The organism is Clostridium sp. Marseille-Q5894 (genome assembly GCF_946902305.1).
Lineage (GTDB): Bacteria > Bacillota_I > Bacilli_A > Erysipelotrichales > Coprobacillaceae > Thomasclavelia.
Map to the genome: position 1 here is coordinate 276,183 of NZ_CAMPPT010000002.1, position 20,356 is coordinate 296,538.

At 31.8% G+C, this 20,356-nt stretch carries 18 protein-coding genes and 2 other annotated features; of the genes, 15 read left to right on the forward strand and 3 right to left on the reverse strand.

Annotated elements, in window-relative coordinates:
- Nucleotides 1-32: 32 nt before the first annotated feature.
- The 10 genes from OC535_RS03985 (at nucleotide 33) to tyrS (ending at nucleotide 12,186) form a co-directional block, all read left to right on the forward strand.
- Nucleotides 33-2,258, forward strand: coding sequence for a RelA/SpoT family protein (locus OC535_RS03985; protein WP_227051835.1), 2,226 nt, complete (start codon nucleotides 33-35; stop codon nucleotides 2,256-2,258).
- A 347-nt stretch (nucleotides 2,259-2,605) separates the two neighbouring features.
- Nucleotides 2,606-2,807 (forward strand) — a binding site (T-box leader).
- A gap of 37 nt (nucleotides 2,808-2,844) precedes the next feature.
- Complete coding sequence (hisS, locus tag OC535_RS03990; RefSeq protein ID WP_024720846.1) at nucleotides 2,845-4,122, forward strand: histidine--tRNA ligase; 1,278 nt, start codon at nucleotides 2,845-2,847, stop codon at nucleotides 4,120-4,122.
- Complete coding sequence (gene aspS / locus OC535_RS03995; RefSeq protein WP_227051833.1) at nucleotides 4,115-5,866, forward strand: aspartate--tRNA ligase; 1,752 nt, start codon at nucleotides 4,115-4,117, stop codon at nucleotides 5,864-5,866. Before hisS ends, aspS begins: the two co-directional genes overlap by 8 nt.
- Nucleotides 5,859-6,932 carry a M24 family metallopeptidase gene (locus OC535_RS04000; RefSeq protein ID WP_024720844.1) on the forward strand — a complete coding sequence of 358 codons (1,074 nt, stop codon included), beginning with the start codon at nucleotides 5,859-5,861 and terminating at the stop codon, nucleotides 6,930-6,932. Before aspS ends, OC535_RS04000 begins: the two co-directional genes overlap by 8 nt.
- 116 nt (nucleotides 6,933-7,048) lie before the next feature.
- Nucleotides 7,049-8,359 carry a UDP-N-acetylmuramate--L-alanine ligase gene (locus OC535_RS04005; RefSeq protein ID WP_498823232.1) on the forward strand — a complete coding sequence of 437 codons (1,311 nt, stop codon included), beginning with the start codon at nucleotides 7,049-7,051 and terminating at the stop codon, nucleotides 8,357-8,359.
- Between the two features lie 48 nt (nucleotides 8,360-8,407).
- Nucleotides 8,408-8,698 (forward strand): DUF948 domain-containing protein, encoded by a 291-nt coding sequence (locus OC535_RS04010; protein WP_024720842.1) that lies wholly within the window; start codon nucleotides 8,408-8,410, stop codon nucleotides 8,696-8,698.
- Nucleotides 8,699-8,713: 15 nt separating this feature from the next.
- Nucleotides 8,714-9,190 carry a YtxH domain-containing protein gene (locus OC535_RS04015; RefSeq protein ID WP_024720841.1) on the forward strand — a complete coding sequence of 159 codons (477 nt, stop codon included), beginning with the start codon at nucleotides 8,714-8,716 and terminating at the stop codon, nucleotides 9,188-9,190.
- Nucleotides 9,190-10,194, forward strand: a complete 1,005-nt coding sequence (locus OC535_RS04020; protein ID WP_227051829.1) for a LacI family DNA-binding transcriptional regulator — start codon at nucleotides 9,190-9,192, stop codon at nucleotides 10,192-10,194. Before OC535_RS04015 ends, OC535_RS04020 begins: the two co-directional genes overlap by 1 nt.
- Nucleotides 10,195-10,356: 162 nt before the next feature.
- On the forward strand, nucleotides 10,357-10,677 hold the full coding sequence (locus tag OC535_RS04025) for a putative heavy metal-binding protein (RefSeq protein ID WP_024720839.1): 321 nt from the start codon (nucleotides 10,357-10,359) through the stop codon (nucleotides 10,675-10,677).
- 48 nt (nucleotides 10,678-10,725) lie between these two features.
- Nucleotides 10,726-10,921, forward strand: a binding site (T-box leader).
- 38 nt (nucleotides 10,922-10,959) lie between these two features.
- On the forward strand, nucleotides 10,960-12,186 hold the full coding sequence (gene tyrS, locus OC535_RS04030; RefSeq protein ID WP_024720838.1) for a tyrosine--tRNA ligase: 1,227 nt from the start codon (nucleotides 10,960-10,962) through the stop codon (nucleotides 12,184-12,186).
- Between the two features lie 48 nt (nucleotides 12,187-12,234).
- On the opposite strand, the gene OC535_RS04035 is transcribed toward tyrS, so the two are convergent.
- On the reverse strand, nucleotides 12,235-12,975 hold the full coding sequence (locus OC535_RS04035; protein ID WP_498823233.1) for a tRNA 2-thiocytidine biosynthesis TtcA family protein: 741 nt from the start codon (nucleotides 12,973-12,975) through the stop codon (nucleotides 12,235-12,237).
- Between the two features lie 98 nt (nucleotides 12,976-13,073).
- Between OC535_RS04035 and truB the strand changes: the two genes are divergently transcribed.
- From truB to OC535_RS04050, 3 genes are all read left to right on the forward strand, one after another.
- A complete protein-coding gene (gene truB, locus OC535_RS04040; RefSeq protein WP_227051827.1) occupies nucleotides 13,074-13,916 on the forward strand; it encodes a tRNA pseudouridine(55) synthase TruB in 843 nt (280 codons plus the stop codon).
- Nucleotides 13,916-14,833, forward strand: coding sequence for a bifunctional riboflavin kinase/FAD synthetase (locus tag OC535_RS04045; protein WP_498823234.1), 918 nt, complete (start codon nucleotides 13,916-13,918; stop codon nucleotides 14,831-14,833). The genes truB and OC535_RS04045 overlap by 1 nt, the downstream gene beginning before the upstream one ends.
- A 69-nt stretch (nucleotides 14,834-14,902) precedes the next feature.
- Nucleotides 14,903-15,760 carry a DMT family transporter gene (locus OC535_RS04050; protein ID WP_498823235.1) on the forward strand — a complete coding sequence of 286 codons (858 nt, stop codon included), beginning with the start codon at nucleotides 14,903-14,905 and terminating at the stop codon, nucleotides 15,758-15,760.
- A 1-nt stretch (nucleotide 15,761) separates the two neighbouring features.
- On the opposite strand, the gene OC535_RS04055 is transcribed toward OC535_RS04050, so the two are convergent.
- Both OC535_RS04055 and OC535_RS04060 read right to left on the reverse strand, forming a co-directional pair.
- Nucleotides 15,762-16,625: an NAD(P)-dependent oxidoreductase gene (locus OC535_RS04055; RefSeq protein ID WP_024720834.1), complete on the reverse strand. Its 864-nt coding sequence runs from the start codon at nucleotides 16,623-16,625 to the stop codon at nucleotides 15,762-15,764.
- Complete coding sequence (locus OC535_RS04060) at nucleotides 16,626-17,294, reverse strand: gamma-glutamyl-gamma-aminobutyrate hydrolase family protein (protein WP_227051823.1); 669 nt, start codon at nucleotides 17,292-17,294, stop codon at nucleotides 16,626-16,628.
- Nucleotides 17,295-17,435: 141 nt separating this feature from the next.
- On the opposite strand from OC535_RS04060, the gene OC535_RS04065 reads away from it, so the two are divergent.
- Together OC535_RS04065 and OC535_RS04070 are read left to right on the forward strand one after the other, a co-directional pair.
- Nucleotides 17,436-19,175, forward strand: a complete 1,740-nt coding sequence (locus OC535_RS04065; protein ID WP_024720832.1) for a septation ring formation regulator EzrA — start codon at nucleotides 17,436-17,438, stop codon at nucleotides 19,173-19,175.
- A gap of 43 nt (nucleotides 19,176-19,218) precedes the next feature.
- Nucleotides 19,219-20,355 carry a cysteine desulfurase family protein gene (locus OC535_RS04070; protein WP_027089015.1) on the forward strand — a complete coding sequence of 379 codons (1,137 nt, stop codon included), beginning with the start codon at nucleotides 19,219-19,221 and terminating at the stop codon, nucleotides 20,353-20,355.
- Nucleotide 20,356 lies beyond the last annotated feature (1 nt).

The window sequence follows — 20,356 nt, forward strand, 5'->3', positions numbered from 1 at the left end:
CTCTTTTTTAATAATTATGGGAGGTGTTATTTATGGCTGAATATAAAGGGGCAGGAGATGTTGTTTCAATAAAAGATGTTCTTGAGGTTTGTGGCAAATATATTACTAATCAAGAAAGTCTTACTTTGATTAATCAGGCTTATGATTATATTATGGAAAAGCATAAAGGGCAAAAAAGAAAGAGTGGGGAACCATATACTAATCATTTGATCTGGGTTGCTTATATTTTAGCAACTTTACAGACAGGACCTGCGACAATTACTGCTGGTTTGCTTCATGATGTTATGGAGGACTGTGATGTAAGTCGTGAAGAAATGGTAGAACGTTTTGGTGAAGAAATCACAACACTAGTTGAAGGAGTAACCAAGATCGGTAAGATGCCGTTTAAAGATGAGGCAGATGTTTATGCAGAAAATCACCGTAAAATTTATATTGCGATGGCAAAAGATATTCGTGTTATATTAATTAAATTTGCTGATCGTTTGCACAATATGCGAACATTACAATATATGCCTGCTCATAAACAAAAAAGAATTGCTAGAGAGACATTGGAAGTCTATACTCCAATTGCCCATCGTTTAGGGATCAATGATATCAAGACAGAATTAGAAGATTTAAGTCTTTCGTATCTAGATCCCGTTGCTTTTAACGATATCTCTAATCTTTTGGCAGTAAAACAGGAAGAAAGAAAAGAATCTGTTGCAAAAATGATGGCATCGGTTGAAACAATGCTTAATGAAAATAAATATGAGTATCGAATCTTAGGTCGGGCTAAATCAATTTATAGTATTTATAAAAAAATGTTTGTTAAAAAGAAACGATTTGATGAATTGTATGATCTATATGCTTTACGGATCATTACTAAGGATAAGATGGATTGTTATAGTATTTTAGGATTGATTCATGATCATTATCGCCCAATTCCCGGACGGTTTAAAGATTATATTGCAATGCCTAAACCTAATATGTATCAATCTTTGCATACTTCGGTAATTGGTGAAGATGGTAATACTTTTGAAATTCAAATCAGAACTGAAGAAATGGATGAACTTGCAGAATTAGGAGTAGCTGCGCACTGGCGTTATAAAGAAAATAAAGGTTATTCATCGAAAAAAGAACAACAGGAAATTGGTGAAAAATTACAGTGGTTAAGAGAATTTATTTCTTTGAGCGAAGATATAAAAGATGGTGATGCTAAAGAATACTATGATTCTTTAAAAAGAGATATTTTTGAAGCTAATGTCTATGTTTTGACACCACAAGGGAAGATCGTTGAGTTACCCAATGGTTCGACCCCTATTGATTTTGCTTATCGGATCCATACCGAAGTTGGCCATAAGGCCGTTGGTGCGATAGTTAATAATGTGATGGTTCCGATCGATACAAAATTAAATACAGGTGATGTCGTAGAAATCAAGACAAATAAACAGTCACAGGGGCCTAGTGATGACTGGTTAAAATTTGTTCGTACTGCTGGTGCTCGTAATAAAATTAGACAGTTCATTGCTTCTAGAGAGGCTGAGACGAAAAAAGATGCAATCGAAGATGGTCGTAAGATTTTAAGAGATGAGCTTAGAAAAAGACAGTTAAATGAAAAGAAGTATCTTGATCCAGATACTTATAAGACTTTTTTAGGGTCATTTGGCGCACGTTCATTTGATGATATATTGTATTTTATTGGGAAAAAAAGTTTGCCGGCAATGACATTGATCGATCGTGTCGTTCCTAAAAAAAGCGGTTTTTTCGATAGTATTTCAAAAATGCTGCAAAGAAATAATCAGGTCAATGACCGTCAACAGGCAGCAAAGAGCAGCTCTGGTGTAGTTGTTAAAGGAATCGATGGTTTAAAAATTCAGTTATCAAAATGCTGCAATCCTATTCCCGGCGATGAAATTTTAGGTTTTGTTTCTCAAGGGCAGGGAATTAAAGTGCATCGTAAAGATTGTCCAAATATCCAGGTTCCTGAAGTCAAAGCCCGATTGATCGATGTTTATTGGGATTTTGCTTCAATTTCAACGATGAAATTCCAGGCTGATCTAGAGATTACCGGTTTAGATCGAACAAATTTATTGAATGATGTTATTACTGTTTTAGGACAAACAAAGATCAATATTTTAAATATTCGTGCTGATGTGGTTGATATGAAAGCTATTATTAAGCTTAAGATTTCGGTTGAAGATGCCTCTCGTTTACAACAGGCAATTGATAATATTGACAGAATTCAGGGTATTTTTGAAGTTAAAAGAGTCATTCACTAATGTTATTATTTATTGATAAAATATAAAAATGATTTATTTAAAGACATAAAAAGATCGTTTTCTATTAAGTGATAATAGACGATGATCTTTTTTGTTGTTTAGTAATAAGTTTTTTAAACTAATTAATAAAAGCGTTGTTTTAATGGAAGAAAGGCCTATGTGATTTGTAAATTTTCATGGGCCAAGATCAAAATTTATACCATGGAATATTTAGTTTATATCTATATTCTATGTGTTTTTGAAAAAGTAAAGATAATAATAAGATTTTCAAAAAATCTTTTTTCATAAATAATCAATATTTATCCAATCAAATCATTGATTTTTTTTAAATAATCGAATATAATCATTTTAATCCAATGAACAAGATTAAACAGCTAAGTCTTTTCATAGAGAGAATACGGTTGGTGAAAGTATTTAAAAAGAAATGCTGTGGGACACTTGGGAGGAGTTACTTTGAAATTAGTAGGAGTAAACGTACGTCGCGTTAAGACAAGAGGGCATGTATAATTACATGAATTAAGGTGGTACCGCGTTTTTAACGTCCTTATTTTAAGGACGTTTTTATATTTTAAAGGAGGAAGAGAAAATGATGTATAAAGCCCCACGTGGAACAGTAGATATTTTGCCAGAAAATACTGCAAAATGGCAAATGCTGGAACAATTAATTAGAACGATTTGTGCTAACTATAATGTTAAAGAAGTGAGAACTCCAATTTTTGAGCATACTGAGTTATTTAACCGCGCAGTTGGTGATACAACTGATGTCGTTAGTAAAGAGATGTATACTTTTAATGATAAAAAAGGACGCTCAATTACCCTTAGACCAGAAGGAACAGCGGGAGTAGCTCGGGCATATGTTGAAAATAAGATGTTTGCTAGTCCTGATAAGATTTCTAAGTTATATTATATTGGACCGATGTTTAGATATGAACGTCCCCAAAATGGACGTCAGCGTCAATTTCATCAATTTGGAGTAGAAATGATTGGTTATGAATCACCATTTTTAGACGTTGAATGTATGACGATGGCAGTTACATTAGTTGAAGCATTAGGTTTAAAAGGGGTTAAATTACATATCAATACTTTAGGTGATGAAGCAAGTCGTGATGCTTATCGTAAGGCTTTAAAAGAACACTTTAGCGCACATTTAGATGAATTGTGCAGCGATTGTAAAAGCCGTTTTGAAACTAATCCATTACGTATTTTAGATTGTAAAGTTGATCATGATCATCCAGCGATGGCGAATGCGCCAAAAACAATTGATTATTTAAGTGATGAAGCTAAAGCCCACTTTACTAAAGTATGTGAGTTATTAGATGATTTGGAAATTGAATATGAGTTGGATACTAACTTAGTTAGAGGTTTAGATTATTATTGTCATACTGTTTTTGAAGTTATTTCTGATGATCCACGTTTAGGAGCCGGAGCAACTGTTGGCGGTGGTGGCCGTTATAACGGTTTAATTAGTGAATTAGGTGGTCCAGAAGCTCCAGGTGTTGGTTTTGCTTTTGGAATGGAACGGTTATTGATTGCGATGGATGATGAATTACAGGAAACAGAAGGCTTAGATGTATACGTTATGCCTTTAGGTGCTAAGGCTAAAGATTTAGCGTTACAAATTACGACGATGTTAAGAGCTAATGGTTTTAGTGTTGATATGGATTATCAAGATCGTTCTTTAAAAGCCCAATTTAAAACTGTTGATCGCATGAATAGTCATTTTGCGATGATTATTGGTGATCAAGAGGTAGAAGATGAAGTCGTAAATATTAAATGTACGCATTCTAAAACCCAGGATGTTGTACCAATTGAAAATATTGTTGCATATATTGAAAATCATATGGAGGGTCATAGCCATGAATAGAACTCATAATAATGGAGAATTAAGAATCAGTGATGTTAATAAAATTGTTGAATTAAAAGGCTGGGTAGCTAAAAAAAGAAATCTTGGCTCTTTAGTTTTTATTGATTTAAGAGATCGCTATGGAATTACGCAGATCGTCTTAAGTGAAAGTATGGAAGCTTTAGCTAAAGACATTAAAAATGAATATGTGATTCATGTTGTTGGAAAAGTAATTGAACGAAGTTCAAAAAATCCTAATATGCCAACTGGTGAGATTGAAATCGAAGCTAGTCAAATCGATATTATTAATACAGCTAATGTAACACCGATCTATACTACTGATGATACTGATGCTAGTGAAGATGCTAGAATGCAATATCGCTATTTAGATCTTAGAAGACCAGTGATGCAAAACAAGCTTATTATGCGTCATAAAATTACGCGCAGTATTCGTGAATTTTTAGATAATCATGATTTTATTGATATTGAAACGCCATATTTAAACCGTTCAACACCTGAAGGGGCAAGAGATTTTTTAGTACCTTCAAGAGTTCATAATGGATCTTTTTATGCTTTGCCACAATCACCACAATTGTTTAAACAATTATTAATGGTTTCTGGATTTGAACGTTATTATCAAATTGCTCGTTGTTTTAGAGATGAAGATCTACGTTTGGATCGGCAACCTGAATTTACACAAGTTGATGTGGAAATGAGTTTTATGACTACTGATGAAATCATTTCTATCGGTGAGGGATTGATCGCTAAAGTCATGAAAGATGTTAAGGGAATTGATCTGCAATTGCCACTGCCAAGAATGACTTGGCATGAAGCTATGGAAAAATATGGAATTGATAAACCAGATATTCGTTTTGGTTTAGAATTGGTTAATTTAAATGAAGTCGTTAAAGATGTTGATTTTATGGTTTTTAAAAGTGCTTTAGAAGCTAATGGTCATGTTAAAGGAATCAATGTTAAAGGTAAAGCAAATGATTTTTCACGTAAAGCTATCGATAAATTAACGGATATCGTTAAAACATATAAAGCTAAAGGATTAGCCTGGTTAAAAGTTAAAGATGGTAAAGGTGAAGGACCAATTGCAAAGTTCTTTAGCGATGAACAAATGAGTCGTCTATTAACAGCAATGAATGCTAATAATGATGATCTATTGTTATTTGTAAGTGATGTTAAATATAATGTTGTTTGTGATGCTTTAGCAGCACTTAGAAATCATTTAGGTAAAGAATTAAAATTATATAATAATGATGAGTATGCATTTTTATGGGTCGTAGATTTCCCAATGTTTGAATATGACGATGAAACAGAACGTTATTATGCTGTTCATCATCCATTTACGCGTCCAAAAGATAGCGATATCGATAAAATTGAAAATGATCCTGCAAACTGTTTAGCGGATGCTTATGATATCGTCTTAAATGGATTTGAATTAGGTGGTGGATCACAGCGTATTTATGAACAGGATCTACAAGAAAGAGCTTTTAAAGCGTTAGGATTCACTCAAGAAAGAATCGATAGTCAGTTTGGCTGGTTTGTTGAAGCCTTCCAATATGGAACGCCACCTCATGGCGGATTTGCCTTAGGATTAGACCGTTTAGCGATGCTGCTTACTAATAGTGATAATATTCGTGAAGTAATTGCGTTTCCTAAAAATGCAAGTGCTGTTTGTCCGATGTCAAAAGCACCTGGAAATGTTGATAAAGTGCAGTTAGATGAACTAGGAATTGCGGTGATCGAAGATGAATAAAAAGCGAATCGATGGTGTAATTGCGAGAATGAAGGAAGCTGATCTTGATTATTTACTGATCAGTGAACCTTCATCAATTGATTATTTGATTGATTACGTTAATCATCCTGGGGAAAGAATGTATGTATTGATGTTATCAGCAAAAGGAGATCATAAATTATTTTTCAATGATTTATTCTTTGTTGAAAAAGATTTAGGGATTGAAATAGTTTGGCATAGTGATGTCGATGATGCGATCCAAACGATCGTTGATAATCTTGATAACGCTAAAAAAATTGGTGTAGATAAACATTGGACAGCTAATTTTTTACTTGATTTAATGAATAGAATACCGGATGTTAAAATAGTAAATGGGTCAAAATGTGTTGATTATCAAAGAATGGTAAAAGATGAAGATGAACAAAAACTAATGATCGAAGCAAGCATTATTAATGATAAGGCAATGGATGAAGTGATTAAACAAGTTGCTCTTGGGTTAAGTGAAGTTGAAGTGGCTGCTAAGTTAAATGATATTTATAGTGATCTTGGTGCTGACGGAAATAGTTTTGATGCAATCATTGCCTATGGTGCTAATGGCGCAAATCCCCATCATGAAAATGATGATAGCACTTTAGCACCTGGTGATAGTGTCATTATTGATATGGGGTGTAAATACCATGGGTATTGTTCAGATATGACGAGAACTGTTTTTTATCAAGAAGTTAGTGAAGAAGCTAAAAAAGTATATGAATTGGTAAGAAGTGCTAATCAGGCAGCTGAAGCGATGATCAAACCTGGTGTTAGATTATGTGATATTGATAAAACGGCTCGGGATATTATTAGTGAAGCAGGTTATGGAAAGGAATTCAATCATCGTTTAGGACATTTTATTGGTAAAGATGTTCATGAATATGGAGATGTTTCAGTAAATTTTGATTTAGAAGTTCAAGCAGGAATGATTTTTTCAATCGAGCCAGGTGTTTATTTACCAGGCAAATTTGGAGTTCGAATTGAAGATTTAGTAATGGTGACAAAAGACGGCTGTAAAGTGTTAAATAGTTATTCTAAAGATCTAATAGTAATTTAATGATTAAGAGAATTACTCTTAATCATTTTATTTGTCGATAAAAAATTATACTTTTTGGGATACGTTAAACACATTTATCTTAATTTGTGCTAAAATGGTGGAGTGAGGTGACAGAAATGTATTATTTTATAGGAATTAAAGGTTCAGGGATGGCGCCACTTGCTGAAATCCTATATGAACTTGGAAATGAAGTATGTGGAAGTGATATTGATAAATATATTTTTATAGAAGATGAGTTAAGAAAGAGAAATATTCCAATTTACTCATTTAATGCTGATAATATTAAAGATGGTTATACGGTTATTATTGGTAATGCTTTTAATGATGATCATGTCGAAGTTAAAGCAGCATTAGCTAATCCTAATGTCAAATGTTATCGTTATTTTGAATTTTTAGGAAAATTTATGAAAAATTTTATTTCTATTAGTGTTGCCGGTACTCATGGTAAAACAACGACGACAGGAATGGCATATCATTTGTTTGAAGATTTTGATAAAACTTCTGTATTGATAGGTGATGGAACTGGTCATGCGACTAAAGATAGTAAATATTTTATTGCTGAATCATGTGAGTTCCAGGATCATTTTTTACATTATTATCCTGATTATGCAATAATCAATAATATTGAATTAGATCATGTTGATTATTTTAAGACGTTAGACCGTTATATAGAATCATTTGAAAAATTTGCTAATCAAGTCAAAGATACGGTTATTGTTTGGGGTGATGATCCGAACATAAAAAAAATTAAATTTGAAAAAAGAGTTATGAGATTTGGTTTAAATGACTATAATGACGTTAGGGCGGTAAATGTAATTGAAAACAATTTAGGTTTTTCATTTGATGTATATATTCATGATGAATTATTTGGACATTTTAATTTACCATTCTTTGGTATGCATATGTTATATAATTCACTTGCAATTATTACCCTTGGCTATTTAGAAAATATGAGTAGTGAATATATTCAAGATAAGCTTGCAACTTTTGAGGGTACAAAACGCCGTTATAGTGTTACTGAGGTGGGAAATAATGTTTATGTTGATGATTATGCCCATCATCCTACAGCAATCAAATATGTTATTGAAGCTACTCGAGTTAAATATCCGGGGAAAAAGATCGTTGCGGTATTTAAACCGGATCGCTATTCTCGGGGGGCTAGATTTGCAGTTGAATTTGCTCGAGCTATGGATTTAGCTGATTATCCTTATTTTTGTCCATTCCCTGAAAATGCTGTAAAAGAAGAAGGAATCGATATTGATATTTACGATATTGCTAAAAATCTATCAAGAGCAAAAGTTATTGGAGAAGATGAAGAGGCAGCTAAGGAATTAGCTAAATATGATGGTGTCGTATTCTTGTTTATGTCAAGTAAAGATATTTATAAACTTGAAGAAAAAGTTATCACGATAAAAAAATCTATGTAAGTATTTAAAATTGTGATATAATATTTTTTAGAAAGTCGAGGTAAAGTTATGACTGCTATAGATATTTGTTACTGTGTTTTAATTTTATCAGGAGCATTTGCTTTAGTTTGTTTAGGAATTTTACTGCTTCGCAGTTCAACGACAATAAAGCAGGTAGGCAGCACAGTTGAAATGGCTCAAACTACGATTAATAAAGCAGAAAAAATTATGGATGATATAACTTATAAACTGGATCTTTTAAATGCTCCAGTAGAAACAATTGCCCGTTTCTTTGATCCAAATCGACCTAAGTTTAATCCGATTAGTGCTATTATTAGTTTGTTTAAAAAGAAATTTTAGAAAGGTGAGATTATTATGAAATTTGGAAAATTTATAGCTGGTATTGGTATTGGGACAATAGTTGGAATGTTATTTGCCCCAAAAAAAGGTAGTGAGTTAAGAGAAGATCTTAAAGAAAAATCACAGGAATTATATGATAAAGCACAGAATATCACAAAAGAAGATGTTGAGACTTTAGTTAATAATACAATTGAAGAAATAAAACTTGCTATTGATGAATTTGATATGGAAGAATTTAAGGACACTACAAGTACTAAATTATCTGAAGTTAAGGGAAAATTAGAAGAGTTGGCAAATTCTGTTAAATCAAGTGATGAATATGCAAATTTTAAAGCATCAGTTACAAAGATTAGTGATGAAATGACAAGTAAATTAAATGAAATCAAGGACAAGATTCAAGACAAAGATTTTGATGCGTTAAAGGAATTAGATGATGCAATGGATGATATTGAAGATGAATTAGATGTCATCATTGAAGATCTAAAAGATTAATGAAAAAAGTTACGATATATGATGTTGCAAGGGAAGCTGGCGTTTCTCTTGCGACAGTTTCTCGAGTAATTAATGGTTCAAATGTTGTTCGAGAAAAAACTAAACAAAAAGTCTTGGATGTTATTGAACGTTTAGATTTCAAACCGAATGATATAGCTAGAGGATTAGCAACTAGTAAAACAACAACTATTGCAATTGTTTTTCCCCAGTCGTTATTTGCCCATGTTAAAGACATGATTGGTGGTATCGGTGATACAGGAAGACATTTAGATTATAATATCAATATGTATACTACTGATGATATTGGTGATGAAAATACAGTCGCTGATGTAACAGAACGCTTGGTTAAATCAAGAGTGGATGGTGTTATTTTATTCAACAATGATAATATTGATGAAACAATTGAAGCGATCGTTAAGTATAAATTACCAATAGTTGTCATAGGTAAGAAGTTATCAGGTGACAATATCGGTTCTATTTATATTGATGTTAAAAAGGCGGCAGAAGAGATTGTTGATAAATATCTAGCTGAGGGTAAAGATGATATAATTTATATTTTACCTAAACAAAATTTAATTAAAAGTGATGAAATAATTGAAGGTATTAAAGATACATATAAAAAATATGAAAAAGTTTTTACAACTAATCAGATTTTAACCAGCTCAAGCCATTATGAGAATACATATCCTAATTTTGTAGAGTATTTTAAAGATCATAAACATGATTTAGTATTTTGCGGGTATGATAAAGATGGTGTGGCTGTAATTAATGCAGCTCAGGAAAATGGGATTAAAATTCCTGAAGAGATGGAAGTTGTAGGAATGTTGAACACAAGTTATTCAATTATGTGTAAGCCAACACTATCTTCGATGAATGTTCCTGTCTATGATATGGGAGCGCTTGCAGTGCGTTTATTGACAAAGTTTTTGCATGAAGAAAAGATTGAATCTAAGGAAATCGTTGTCCAGCACATGTTTATAAAGCGTGATTCAACAAATGAATAAAAGTATTTACAGCATAATTATTTATGCTGTTTTTTGTTGAGTATATTAAAAGGGAAATATTTTTAAAATGGGCAATGTTTTTTTAGAATTATTATACTATAAGTAGCATATATTTGATAGATAGGTTAAAATTAAATTATCAAATAGATGGAGGAAAATAATATGATCATTACAACAACAAATCAAATTGAAGGTAAAAAAGTAGTTGACTATAGGGGAATAGTTTTTGGTGAAGTAATTTCTGGAGTAAATATGTTTAAAGATATTGGAGCTGGAATTAGAAATATTTTTGGTGGTCGCAGTGCTGGATATGAAGAAGAATTAATGGCTTGTCGTCAGGAAGCTTTAAAAGAAATGGAAGAAAGAGCTAAGGCAGCGGGTGCTAATGCTGTAATTGGAGTTGATATTGACTATGAAATGTTAGGTGCTGGTAATGATATGATGATGGTTACAGCAAGTGGTACAGCTGTTGTCGTAGAATAATATCAAATAATGAAGGTTGACTTATCCTTTGTTTTAGAATATAATTCAATTACGACGTTGAAGGAAAATAGTAATCAAAATAGGCATTTAAGAGACCTTGTGGCTGGTGAAAACAAGGATGTACTACTGATGAATACACTCTGGAGTTTCTAGATGCAAAGTCTAGACGGGTCATCCCGTTATCGATTTAAGAGCATGTAGTAATACATGAATAAAGGTGGTACCGCGAGATTTCGTCCTTTAGGATGAAATCTTTTTTATTTTATAGATGGAGGATAGAAGATGAAGATTTATGATGAATTAGTATGGCGAGGATTGATCAAAGATGTTAGTTCGCCGGATCTAGAAGAAAAATTAAATAATGGTGGGATGACTTTTTATATTGGAACTGATCCAACTGGAGACAGTTTACATATTGGACATTTTTCATCATTTTTAATTTCAAAACGTTTAAAGGAAGCAGGACATAATCCGATTTTATTAGTTGGTGGAGCCACAGGATTGATCGGGGATCCAAAACCAGATACTGAAAGACCAATGATTACGAAAGAAACAGTTGAACATAACTTTGCTTGTTTAAAAAAACAGGCTCAGGACTTATTTGGATTTGAAGTAGTTAATAACTATGACTGGTCTAAAGATTTAAATTTCATTGATTTTCTTAGAGATTATGGTAAATACTTTAATGTCAATTATATGTTGAATAAAGATATTGTTAAACGGCGTCTAGATGCTGGGATTACATATACCGAATTTTCTTATATGATCATGCAGGCAATGGATTTTGAATGGTTATATAATAATAAAAACTGTGTTATGCAGGTTGCAGGCCAGGATCAATGGGGCAATATTACAGCAGGAATTGAATTGATCAGAAAAAAAGATGGTAAAGAAGCTTATGGTTTTACAATGCCGCTTTTAACTAAAAGTGATGGAACAAAGTTTGGTAAGACAAATGGCAAAGCTATTTGGCTAGATAAAGAAAAAACATCACCTTATGAAATGTATCAGTTCTTTATTAACTCAGAGGATGATAAAGTAATCGATTATTTAAAATTCTTAACTTTCTTAACACCTGAAGAAATTATGGAATTAGAAGAAAAGAATAAAACCCAGCCTCATTTACGAGAAGCCCACCAGGCGCTAGCTCGTGAAGTAATCACATTCTTACATGGTAAAGAGGCTTATGAAGAAGCTGTAAATATTTCTAAAATGTTATTTTCAGGTCAAATTCAATCTTTGACTTTAGAACAAGTTAAAGTATGTTTTGAAGGAGTGCCAAGTGTTGAAATAAATGAAGATTTAAATATTTTAGATGCTTTGATTACTTGTGGGGCAGCTAAAAGTAAACGCGAAGCACGTGAATTTGTTAATGGTGGATCAATTTTAATTAATGGTGAAAGAATCAAAGATGTTGAATTTACTGTTTGCAAAGCTAATGCTTTTGGTAATGAAGCAACGGTAATTCGTCGTGGTAAAAAGAACTATTTTGTAATTAAACATGTTTAAAAGTGGACATAACGTCCACTTTTTCACACTTTATTCACAATTGTGAATTTATTTTTCTTTAGGTGTTTTTTTCCAAAGTAATGTATTTTTCTCATTCGATAAACAAGTCAATAAATTACTTTTAGCTTGAGGATATTTTTGATACAGCTCATTTAATAACTGTTTAAATTCTTCGCGCTTAGTATGTTTATCCGCTGGGCAGGTTGATGTCACAACAGGAATATGAGCTTCTTCTACAGCTGAAATGATATCTGATTCATAAGCATAAACTAAAGGTCGAATGAAATTCATTTCGGTTCGCGTTAGATACATTTTAGGGGTAAAAGTTGCAATTTTACCACCGTAGACCATATTCATAAATAAAGTTTCTACAGCATCATCACCATGATGAGCAAAAGCAACTTTGTTACAACCATACTTTTTTGCGCCATCAATAACTAAAGCTTTTTTAAACTTTGAACAAAGCGAGCATTGTAAACGACCATCTTCAGTTTTATTTAACTTTAAGATTTCATAAACATCGCTAGGTTCATGATATAATTCGATCTGATTCTTTTTACAAAAAGCATCTACTTCACTAAAATCCATATCTGGAAAGCCCATTTCAATATGAACACCAACTACCTCGAATTTAACACGGGCAAATTTTTGATACAGCGATAAGCAGTATAAAAGTAACGTTGAATCTTTTCCGCCTGATACACCGACACAAACTTTATCACCATCTTGAATTAAATCAAATTCTTCATCAGCTTTTCTTATACAGCCTAATACTTTTTTCATTGTCATTTATAATCACCGTCTTCTATTTTAACAAAATTATGAATATATGCAAAGATATTTGCATTTTATTACAAACCTTTGTAAAATGATAAGCGGTGATAAAAATGGATGGAATCATATTAATAAATAAACCTGCAGGGATGACGAGTCATGATGTCGTTAATAAACTTCGTAAAATATTACATACTAAAAAAGTAGGGCATTGTGGAACTTTAGACCCTGATGCAACTGGTGTTTTAGTTGTATGTATTAATAAAGCAACTAAAGTATTACAGTTTTTAACTAGTGAAAGTAAAGAATATGTCGCAACCTTAAATTTAGGTGTAAGTACGGATACGTATGATGCTAGTGGTAAAGTTTTAGAAACTAAAGAATATCAAAAAATAGATGATGATAAAATTATTGCTTGTTTAAAGAGTTTTATAGGAAAACAGGAACAAAAACCGCCTTTATATTCAGCAATCAAAATTAAGGGCAAAAAATTATATGAATATGCAAGAAGTGGTGAAAATGTAGAAGTTCCTACTAGAGTTGTTACAATTGATTATATCGATGTTTTAGAAATCAAAGAAAATTTGATTAAATTTAAAGTTGGCTGTTCTAAAGGAACTTATATTCGTTCATTATGTTTTGATATAGCTGCTAAATTAGGCTATCCTGGACATATGCAAGATCTGATTAGAACGAAATCAGGTAAGTTTGCTTTAAATGACTGTTTTACTTTAGAAGAAATTGAAGCTGGTAAGTTCAATTGTTTGAGTATTGAAACTGCCTTAAGTGATTTTAAACAATTAGAAGTAGAAGATGAAAATATCGTTTATCATGGTAAGAAGATCAAATCTGATCTCAATGAGCAGGTCGTGATCGTAAATAGAAATAAGAAGGTTTTAGCAGTGTATGGCCCTGATGGTAATGGTTATTTAAAGAATATAAGAGGATTATGGTAATGGAAATAATATATTTAAATGAACAAAATGATTTGAAGATGGAACCTAGTTGTGTTGCGCTTGGCTTTTTTGATGGTTTTCACTTAGGGCATTTAAAGTTAGTTAATGAAGTTATTAAGGTTGCAAAAAGAGATAATTTAAAAAAAGTGCTGTTGACATTCGATGTTCAGCCTCGAGCTTATTTAACTAATCAGCCGTTTAAGTATTTAATGAGTTTAGAAGACAAAATTAATTTATTAAAATCATATGATTTTGATTATTTATTTATTTTACGTTTTAATCACGATATCGCTAAATTGATGCCAGAAAAATTTATTCAAGAATTTATTATCAAATCTAAAATCAAACATGTTGTTTGTGGGTATGATTTCCATTTTGGCGATCGAGGTCGTGGTAATAGCGAAATTTTACAAGCTTATGGGCATAATGATTATCAGGTAACCGTAATTGAAAAACTGGAATACGATCATCATAAAATATCTTCAAGTTACTTAAGAGAGCTTTTAACTAAGGGTGATGTCGAGCTGGCAGCTAAATTATTAAGTCGTCCTTATTGTATAAGTGGTAAAGTGATATATGGACGGCAAAATGGACGTAAGATTGGTTTTCCAACTGCTAATATCGATGCTAAAGATTATTTGTTACCGGAAAATGGGGTGTATGGCGCAAAAGTCTATTTTAAAGATAAAGTTTATTTAGGAATGGTCAATATTGGTTATAATCCTACTTTTACAGCATTACCAGGATTATCTTTAGAAGTAAATATTTTTGATTTTGATGAAAATATTTATGGACAAGTTTTAACAGTTGCTTTTATTAAGAAAATTAGAATGGAAAAGAAGTTTGCTAGTGTTGAAGGGTTGATTGAACAGTTAAAGCATGATCGTCAACAGATCAAAAATGAAATAATTTTGTAGATATAGTTAATGTATCTACATTTTTAGTTTTAAAGTTTTTTAGATGGATATACTAATAGTGGTGATATAATGTATGTCTGGTTGATTTTTGCAAGTTTTTTATGGGGAACCAATGTTTTAGTAATGAGATATATGCTGGAATATATGTCGACATATGATCTGGCGACACTTAAGGTTTTTCTTTCAATCGTAGCGATTTTTTTAGTGATGAAATATAAGAAAGTGAAATTTAAGCGTCGTCATGATTTTTTAGGCTTTAAAGTTGCCTTGTTTTCAATAACAATAAATTTTATTTTAACTTTTGAGGGCTTGAATTTAATTAGCGGCAGTGCTAATGCAATCATGAATTCACTGGCTCCGTTAGTAACGATTCTTTTAGCTTTATTGATATATAAAAATAAGATCGTTAAAAATCAATTGCTTGCTATGATGATAGCTTTTGTAGCTTTTTTTGTTTCGATTGATTTTAAATTGAATCAGCTTTCTTGGGGGCATTTGATGCTACTTGGGGGAATTGTTTTTTATAGTTATGGTAATTTATTGATGCAGCATAATTGTAAAAAAGAAGAGAATCTGTCGTTTACATTAGAGTATTTGAGTTATGGTTTTATCCAGTTATTACTGATATCGTTATTTTTTCCGCAACATAACGATATCGAAAATATTTCGTTAATGTTATGGCTCGTTTTTATTCTTTTTTCTGGGATTGGATTTGCCATCATCCAGTTGATTTATTTTAATGCCGTTCATGAAATCGGTAGTATAAAAACTAGTTTTTTACTGGGATTAAATCCAATCTTTACGTATCTTGGCTCTTTGTTGCTGCAAGAAGAGTTTGCTTTTAATAAGATGTTGGCGATGATCTTGATGGTTATAGCAATGTTGATTGCCAATAAACATAATCTACTTGTAAAAAAAGATAGCTGAGCTATCTTTGATAATATTTAATTAGAGCTTGCGTTCCTAGATCTTCATCACCATTAACTTGTAAAGTCTCAAACATTTTTAAAACAACATTAAGTACTTCAAGGTCAAGGCTGTTGCTATCATTTACATCCTTGGCTATTTTCATATCTTTGATATAATGTTTGATGTAAAAACCAGGGTCGAAATCATTTGTCAGCATTTTGGGACCATTGTTACTTAACTGCCAAGAACCAGCAGCTCCACTAGAGATACACTGTAACATTAATTCAGGATCCAAGTCAACGCTTTTAGCGTATGTGATGGCTTCACAGGTACTGGCTAATGCACCAGCTAGGGCAATTTGATTAGCCATTTTAGTATGCTGACCGTTTCCAGGAGCTCCGACATAATTGAGATTAGTTCCTAAAACTTTTAAGACAGGTTTTACTTTTTCAAAAACTTCTTTGTCACCACCGACCATAATAGATAAGGTTCCTTTGATGGCTCCAATATCGCCACCAGAAACTGGGCAATCTAAGCTAACAACGCCTTTTTTTATTGCTTCAGTATATATTTTTTTAGCTAACAGGGGACTTGACGTCGTAAAATCAATTAAAATAGTATTTTCTTTTACACTATTAATGATTCCTTTTTCACTAAAATATACTTCTTCAACATCATTAGGAAAACCAACCATCGTCATAATAATATCTTTATCTTTACAGCATTCTTCAATACTATCACACCATTTGATCTTATCACTTATAATATCTTCAACTTTATGTTTGCTTCGAGTAAATATGGAGATATCATAATCTGCTTTACATAGATTCAATACCATCGCTTTACCCATTACTCCAACACCGATAAATCCAATTTTTTTCATTTATTTTTCCTCCAGTAAATCATTAAATAATTTTAAAAGTCTTTGTTGTATTTTATCATTATTCTTTTCTGGATGCCACTGTACTGCGATAATTTTATCTTTTTCGATCCCTTCAATTATATTATCAACACTTTTAGCGCTAATGATAAAACCATCGGCAACTTTATCGAGGGCTTGATGATGGAAAGAATTTGTCATAAATTTATCACCTAAATACTTTGATAGTAAAGAATTTTTACAGGTGGTAACTAAATGACGATAGCCCTGCATTTCTTTTTGCATGTGCAAATTTGAGTCAAGGTCTTGAATCAAGGTTCCGCCAAAAGCAACGTTAATAGTTTGGATGCCGCGGCAAATTCCTAAAATCGGTTTGTTTTGCTGGAAAAACATTTTAATTAACGTAAATTCTAGTTCCTCAAGTTCGAAAAGCTCTTTTTTAGTTTTGGGATGTAAACTTTTGTGATAGTAAGCAGGGTCGACATCGAGACCGCCTGTAAGTAATAGACCATCACAATTATCAACTAAAAACTGTAAGGTCGCAAAACTTGCAGGAGCAATTGTAATGATATCAAGATTGGCTTTTTTGAACATTTTAATATATTCATGATAGATATAAAAAACTCTGTTTGGATTATATGAACGCAGTGGCGCTAAGATTTTTTTATTCATTCATGTAACCTCCTATTAATATATATTATCGAGAAAGAAAATAATGTAAATGATTATGAAAAATTGTCGATTCTGTTTAGACATGACTGGTATGTTGTGGTATACTCTATAAGTAAGCTTTATGTAAAGAGGGATGTACAGATGGAATTTTTAGATAATATATTAAAAAAATTTGGTAGTCAAAATGTAATCATAGCTTGTGTCTGTGTGTTAGTGATAATTATTGGTACGATAGTTTATCGTGCGATTAAGTTAAAGATGTATCGTAAAGAAATAATTGAACTTGAAAATCGCATGAATGCAATCAAAACATTACCGATTCAGTATCGTTTAGGTAGAGTAAAAGGAATTGGAAAAAACATGCCTGAAGTACTTGAAAAATATGAATTATATGAATCTGAATTTAATAAATTAAATGTTTTTCAAAATAATGATATCATGCCTTTAATAAACGAAATAGATGAACAGCTGTTTTATCGTAAATTAACAGGTGCTCGTAAGAAAATAGTTAAATTGAAAAATGAAATTGATAATTATGAAAACAAAGCTCAAGATTTGTTGAAAAAAATCGAAGTTATTACGGAAATTGAAAATGTTCAACGAGTTGCAATTATTAAAATCAAGGAAAAATATCGAGCTGCAAGTGATAATTTTGCGGCCGTTAGATTTAAGATCGAGGATTTTGTTCCAGCGATTCCCGCTATTTTCGATGATATTGATAGTCGTTTTGTTTCTTTGGAAGATATGATGAATAATCAGCGTTTTGATGAAGCAGAATCATTTGCTGCTAAAATCGAAAAAGATATTGATTTATTAGCAGCTAATCTTAGAGATTTACCAACTTATATTTCAATTGTCCGGAAATATATTCCTAAGCGTTTAGAAGAGTTATATGCAATTATTGAAGATATGAAGGAAAAGGATTTTTCAATTGAAAAATTAAACGCTTCAGTGCGCTATAATAAGATTCATGCTGATTTAGAAAATACTATTCAAGCTATTAAAGATCTAAGATTAGAGAACGTTGGTTCTTCGATTGAAGTAATGACTGATGAATTAAATGGACTGGGAGCTGATTTGGAAAAAGAACAGGCTGCTTGTAATCAGTATGAAGAAGCGCGTAATAATTGTTATCGACATATTGGTCGTTTAGACGATGGGCTTAAACGAACAGTAAATTCTTTAGCTGAATTACAACGTAATTATTTATTGAGTGATTATAATATTACAATTGATGAAGATTATAAGAATTTTAAACCAATTATAGATGATTTAGAAGAAATAACGACAGTAATTGAGTCTAAAGATTTTTCGTATAGTACGTTGATTGAAGAATTCGATCAATTAGTAAAGCGTTGTCAGCCATTTGATGATGCGTTAGTAAAATACAATGAATTAGAAAATTCATTAAGATTACAGGAAAAAAGAGCTTTAGATGAATTGGATAATATTAATATCGTTCTCTTAGAAATAAAATCAGAAATTAAAAATAAACACTTACCAATGATCAATGAATCGTATAAAGATTATATTGATGATTCTTATCAAAAAGCTGATGAAATCTTAAAGTTTATTCGTCATCGGCCAATTGACTTAGAAAGATTGTCACTCCAAGTTGATGCGGCTCGTGATGTGATTTATAAATTATATGATAATGTTCATAATTTGATCGTTACTGCAGAAATGGTTGAAGAGGCAATTATTTATGGTAATCGGTATCGTAGTTCTTTTTTAGAAGTTAATACTGAGTTGACTAAAGCGGAGTTATTATTTAGAAATGGTGAGTATACAAAAGCTTTATCTACAGCTGTTGATATAATTGAAAAGATAAATCCGGGGTCATATGAGATGTTGATTAATAAAAACACAAAGTCGGTGTAGGACTTTGTGTTTTAATTGCATATAATAAAATAGGGGGTTATTTATGATATATTTAGATTATGTAGCAACGACACCGTTAAATCCTGAGGTTTTAACGACTTACCATAATTTATTAGAAAAATATTTTTATAATGCTGATTCAATTTATGATAAAGGAATCGAAGTTAATCGCTTGATGGAACATTCTCGCAAGTTAGTAAGTGAAATGCTTAAGGTTAAAGAAGATGAAGTTATTTTTACCAGCTGTGGCAGTGAGGCTAATAATATGGCAATTAAAGGGACAGCGTTCCAATATCAAAATCGTGGTAAGCATATTATTACAACGGCAATTGAACATTCATCGGTATATGAAACTTGTAAAGAATTAGAAAAGGTTTTTGGTTTTGAAGTCACATATTTAGATGTTGATCAAAAAGGCTGTATTTCTTTACAACAGTTACAAGACAGCATTAGAGATGATACGATTCTTGTTTCGATCATGTATGTAAATAATGAAATCGGGGTAATTAATCCGATTGAAGAAATTAAAAAAATTGTAAAAAAACATGATAAAGTTAAACTTCATTTTGATATGGTTCAGGCTTTAGGAAAATTGCCAATCAATTTAGAAGATGTAGATTTGGCCTCATTTTCGGCTCATAAAATTTATGGGTTAAAAGGAAGCGGATTATTATTTAAACGTCGTTCCACAACTATCGTACCATTGATAAGCGGTGGTCAGCAGGAATTTGGACTTCGTGGTGGAACTTCAAATGCCTGCAGTAATATTGTTTTAGCAAAAACTTTACGCTTAGCATTAGAAAATTTTGATGCTAAAACTAAACATATTGATATCATTAACAAATATGCTAGAGAATGTTTACAACAAATACCAGGAATTGTCATTAATAGTGATGAATCGTGTTGTATTTCATCAATATTAAATTTTTCTTGTCCTGGGTATAAACCAGAAGTTATTTTACATGATCTAGAGACTAAAGAAATATATTTATCGACCCGCAGTGCCTGCTCTTCAAAAACGAGCAATGTTTCTAGAATCATGGCGCAATTGCATCTTGATGATGCTATTGCTTCAAGTGCACTTAGAATTAGTTTTAGTGAACATACAACAAAAGAAGATATTGACCAGTTTTGTTATTATTTACAAGACAGTTTAGGAAAATTAAAGAAACAGAGGTAGA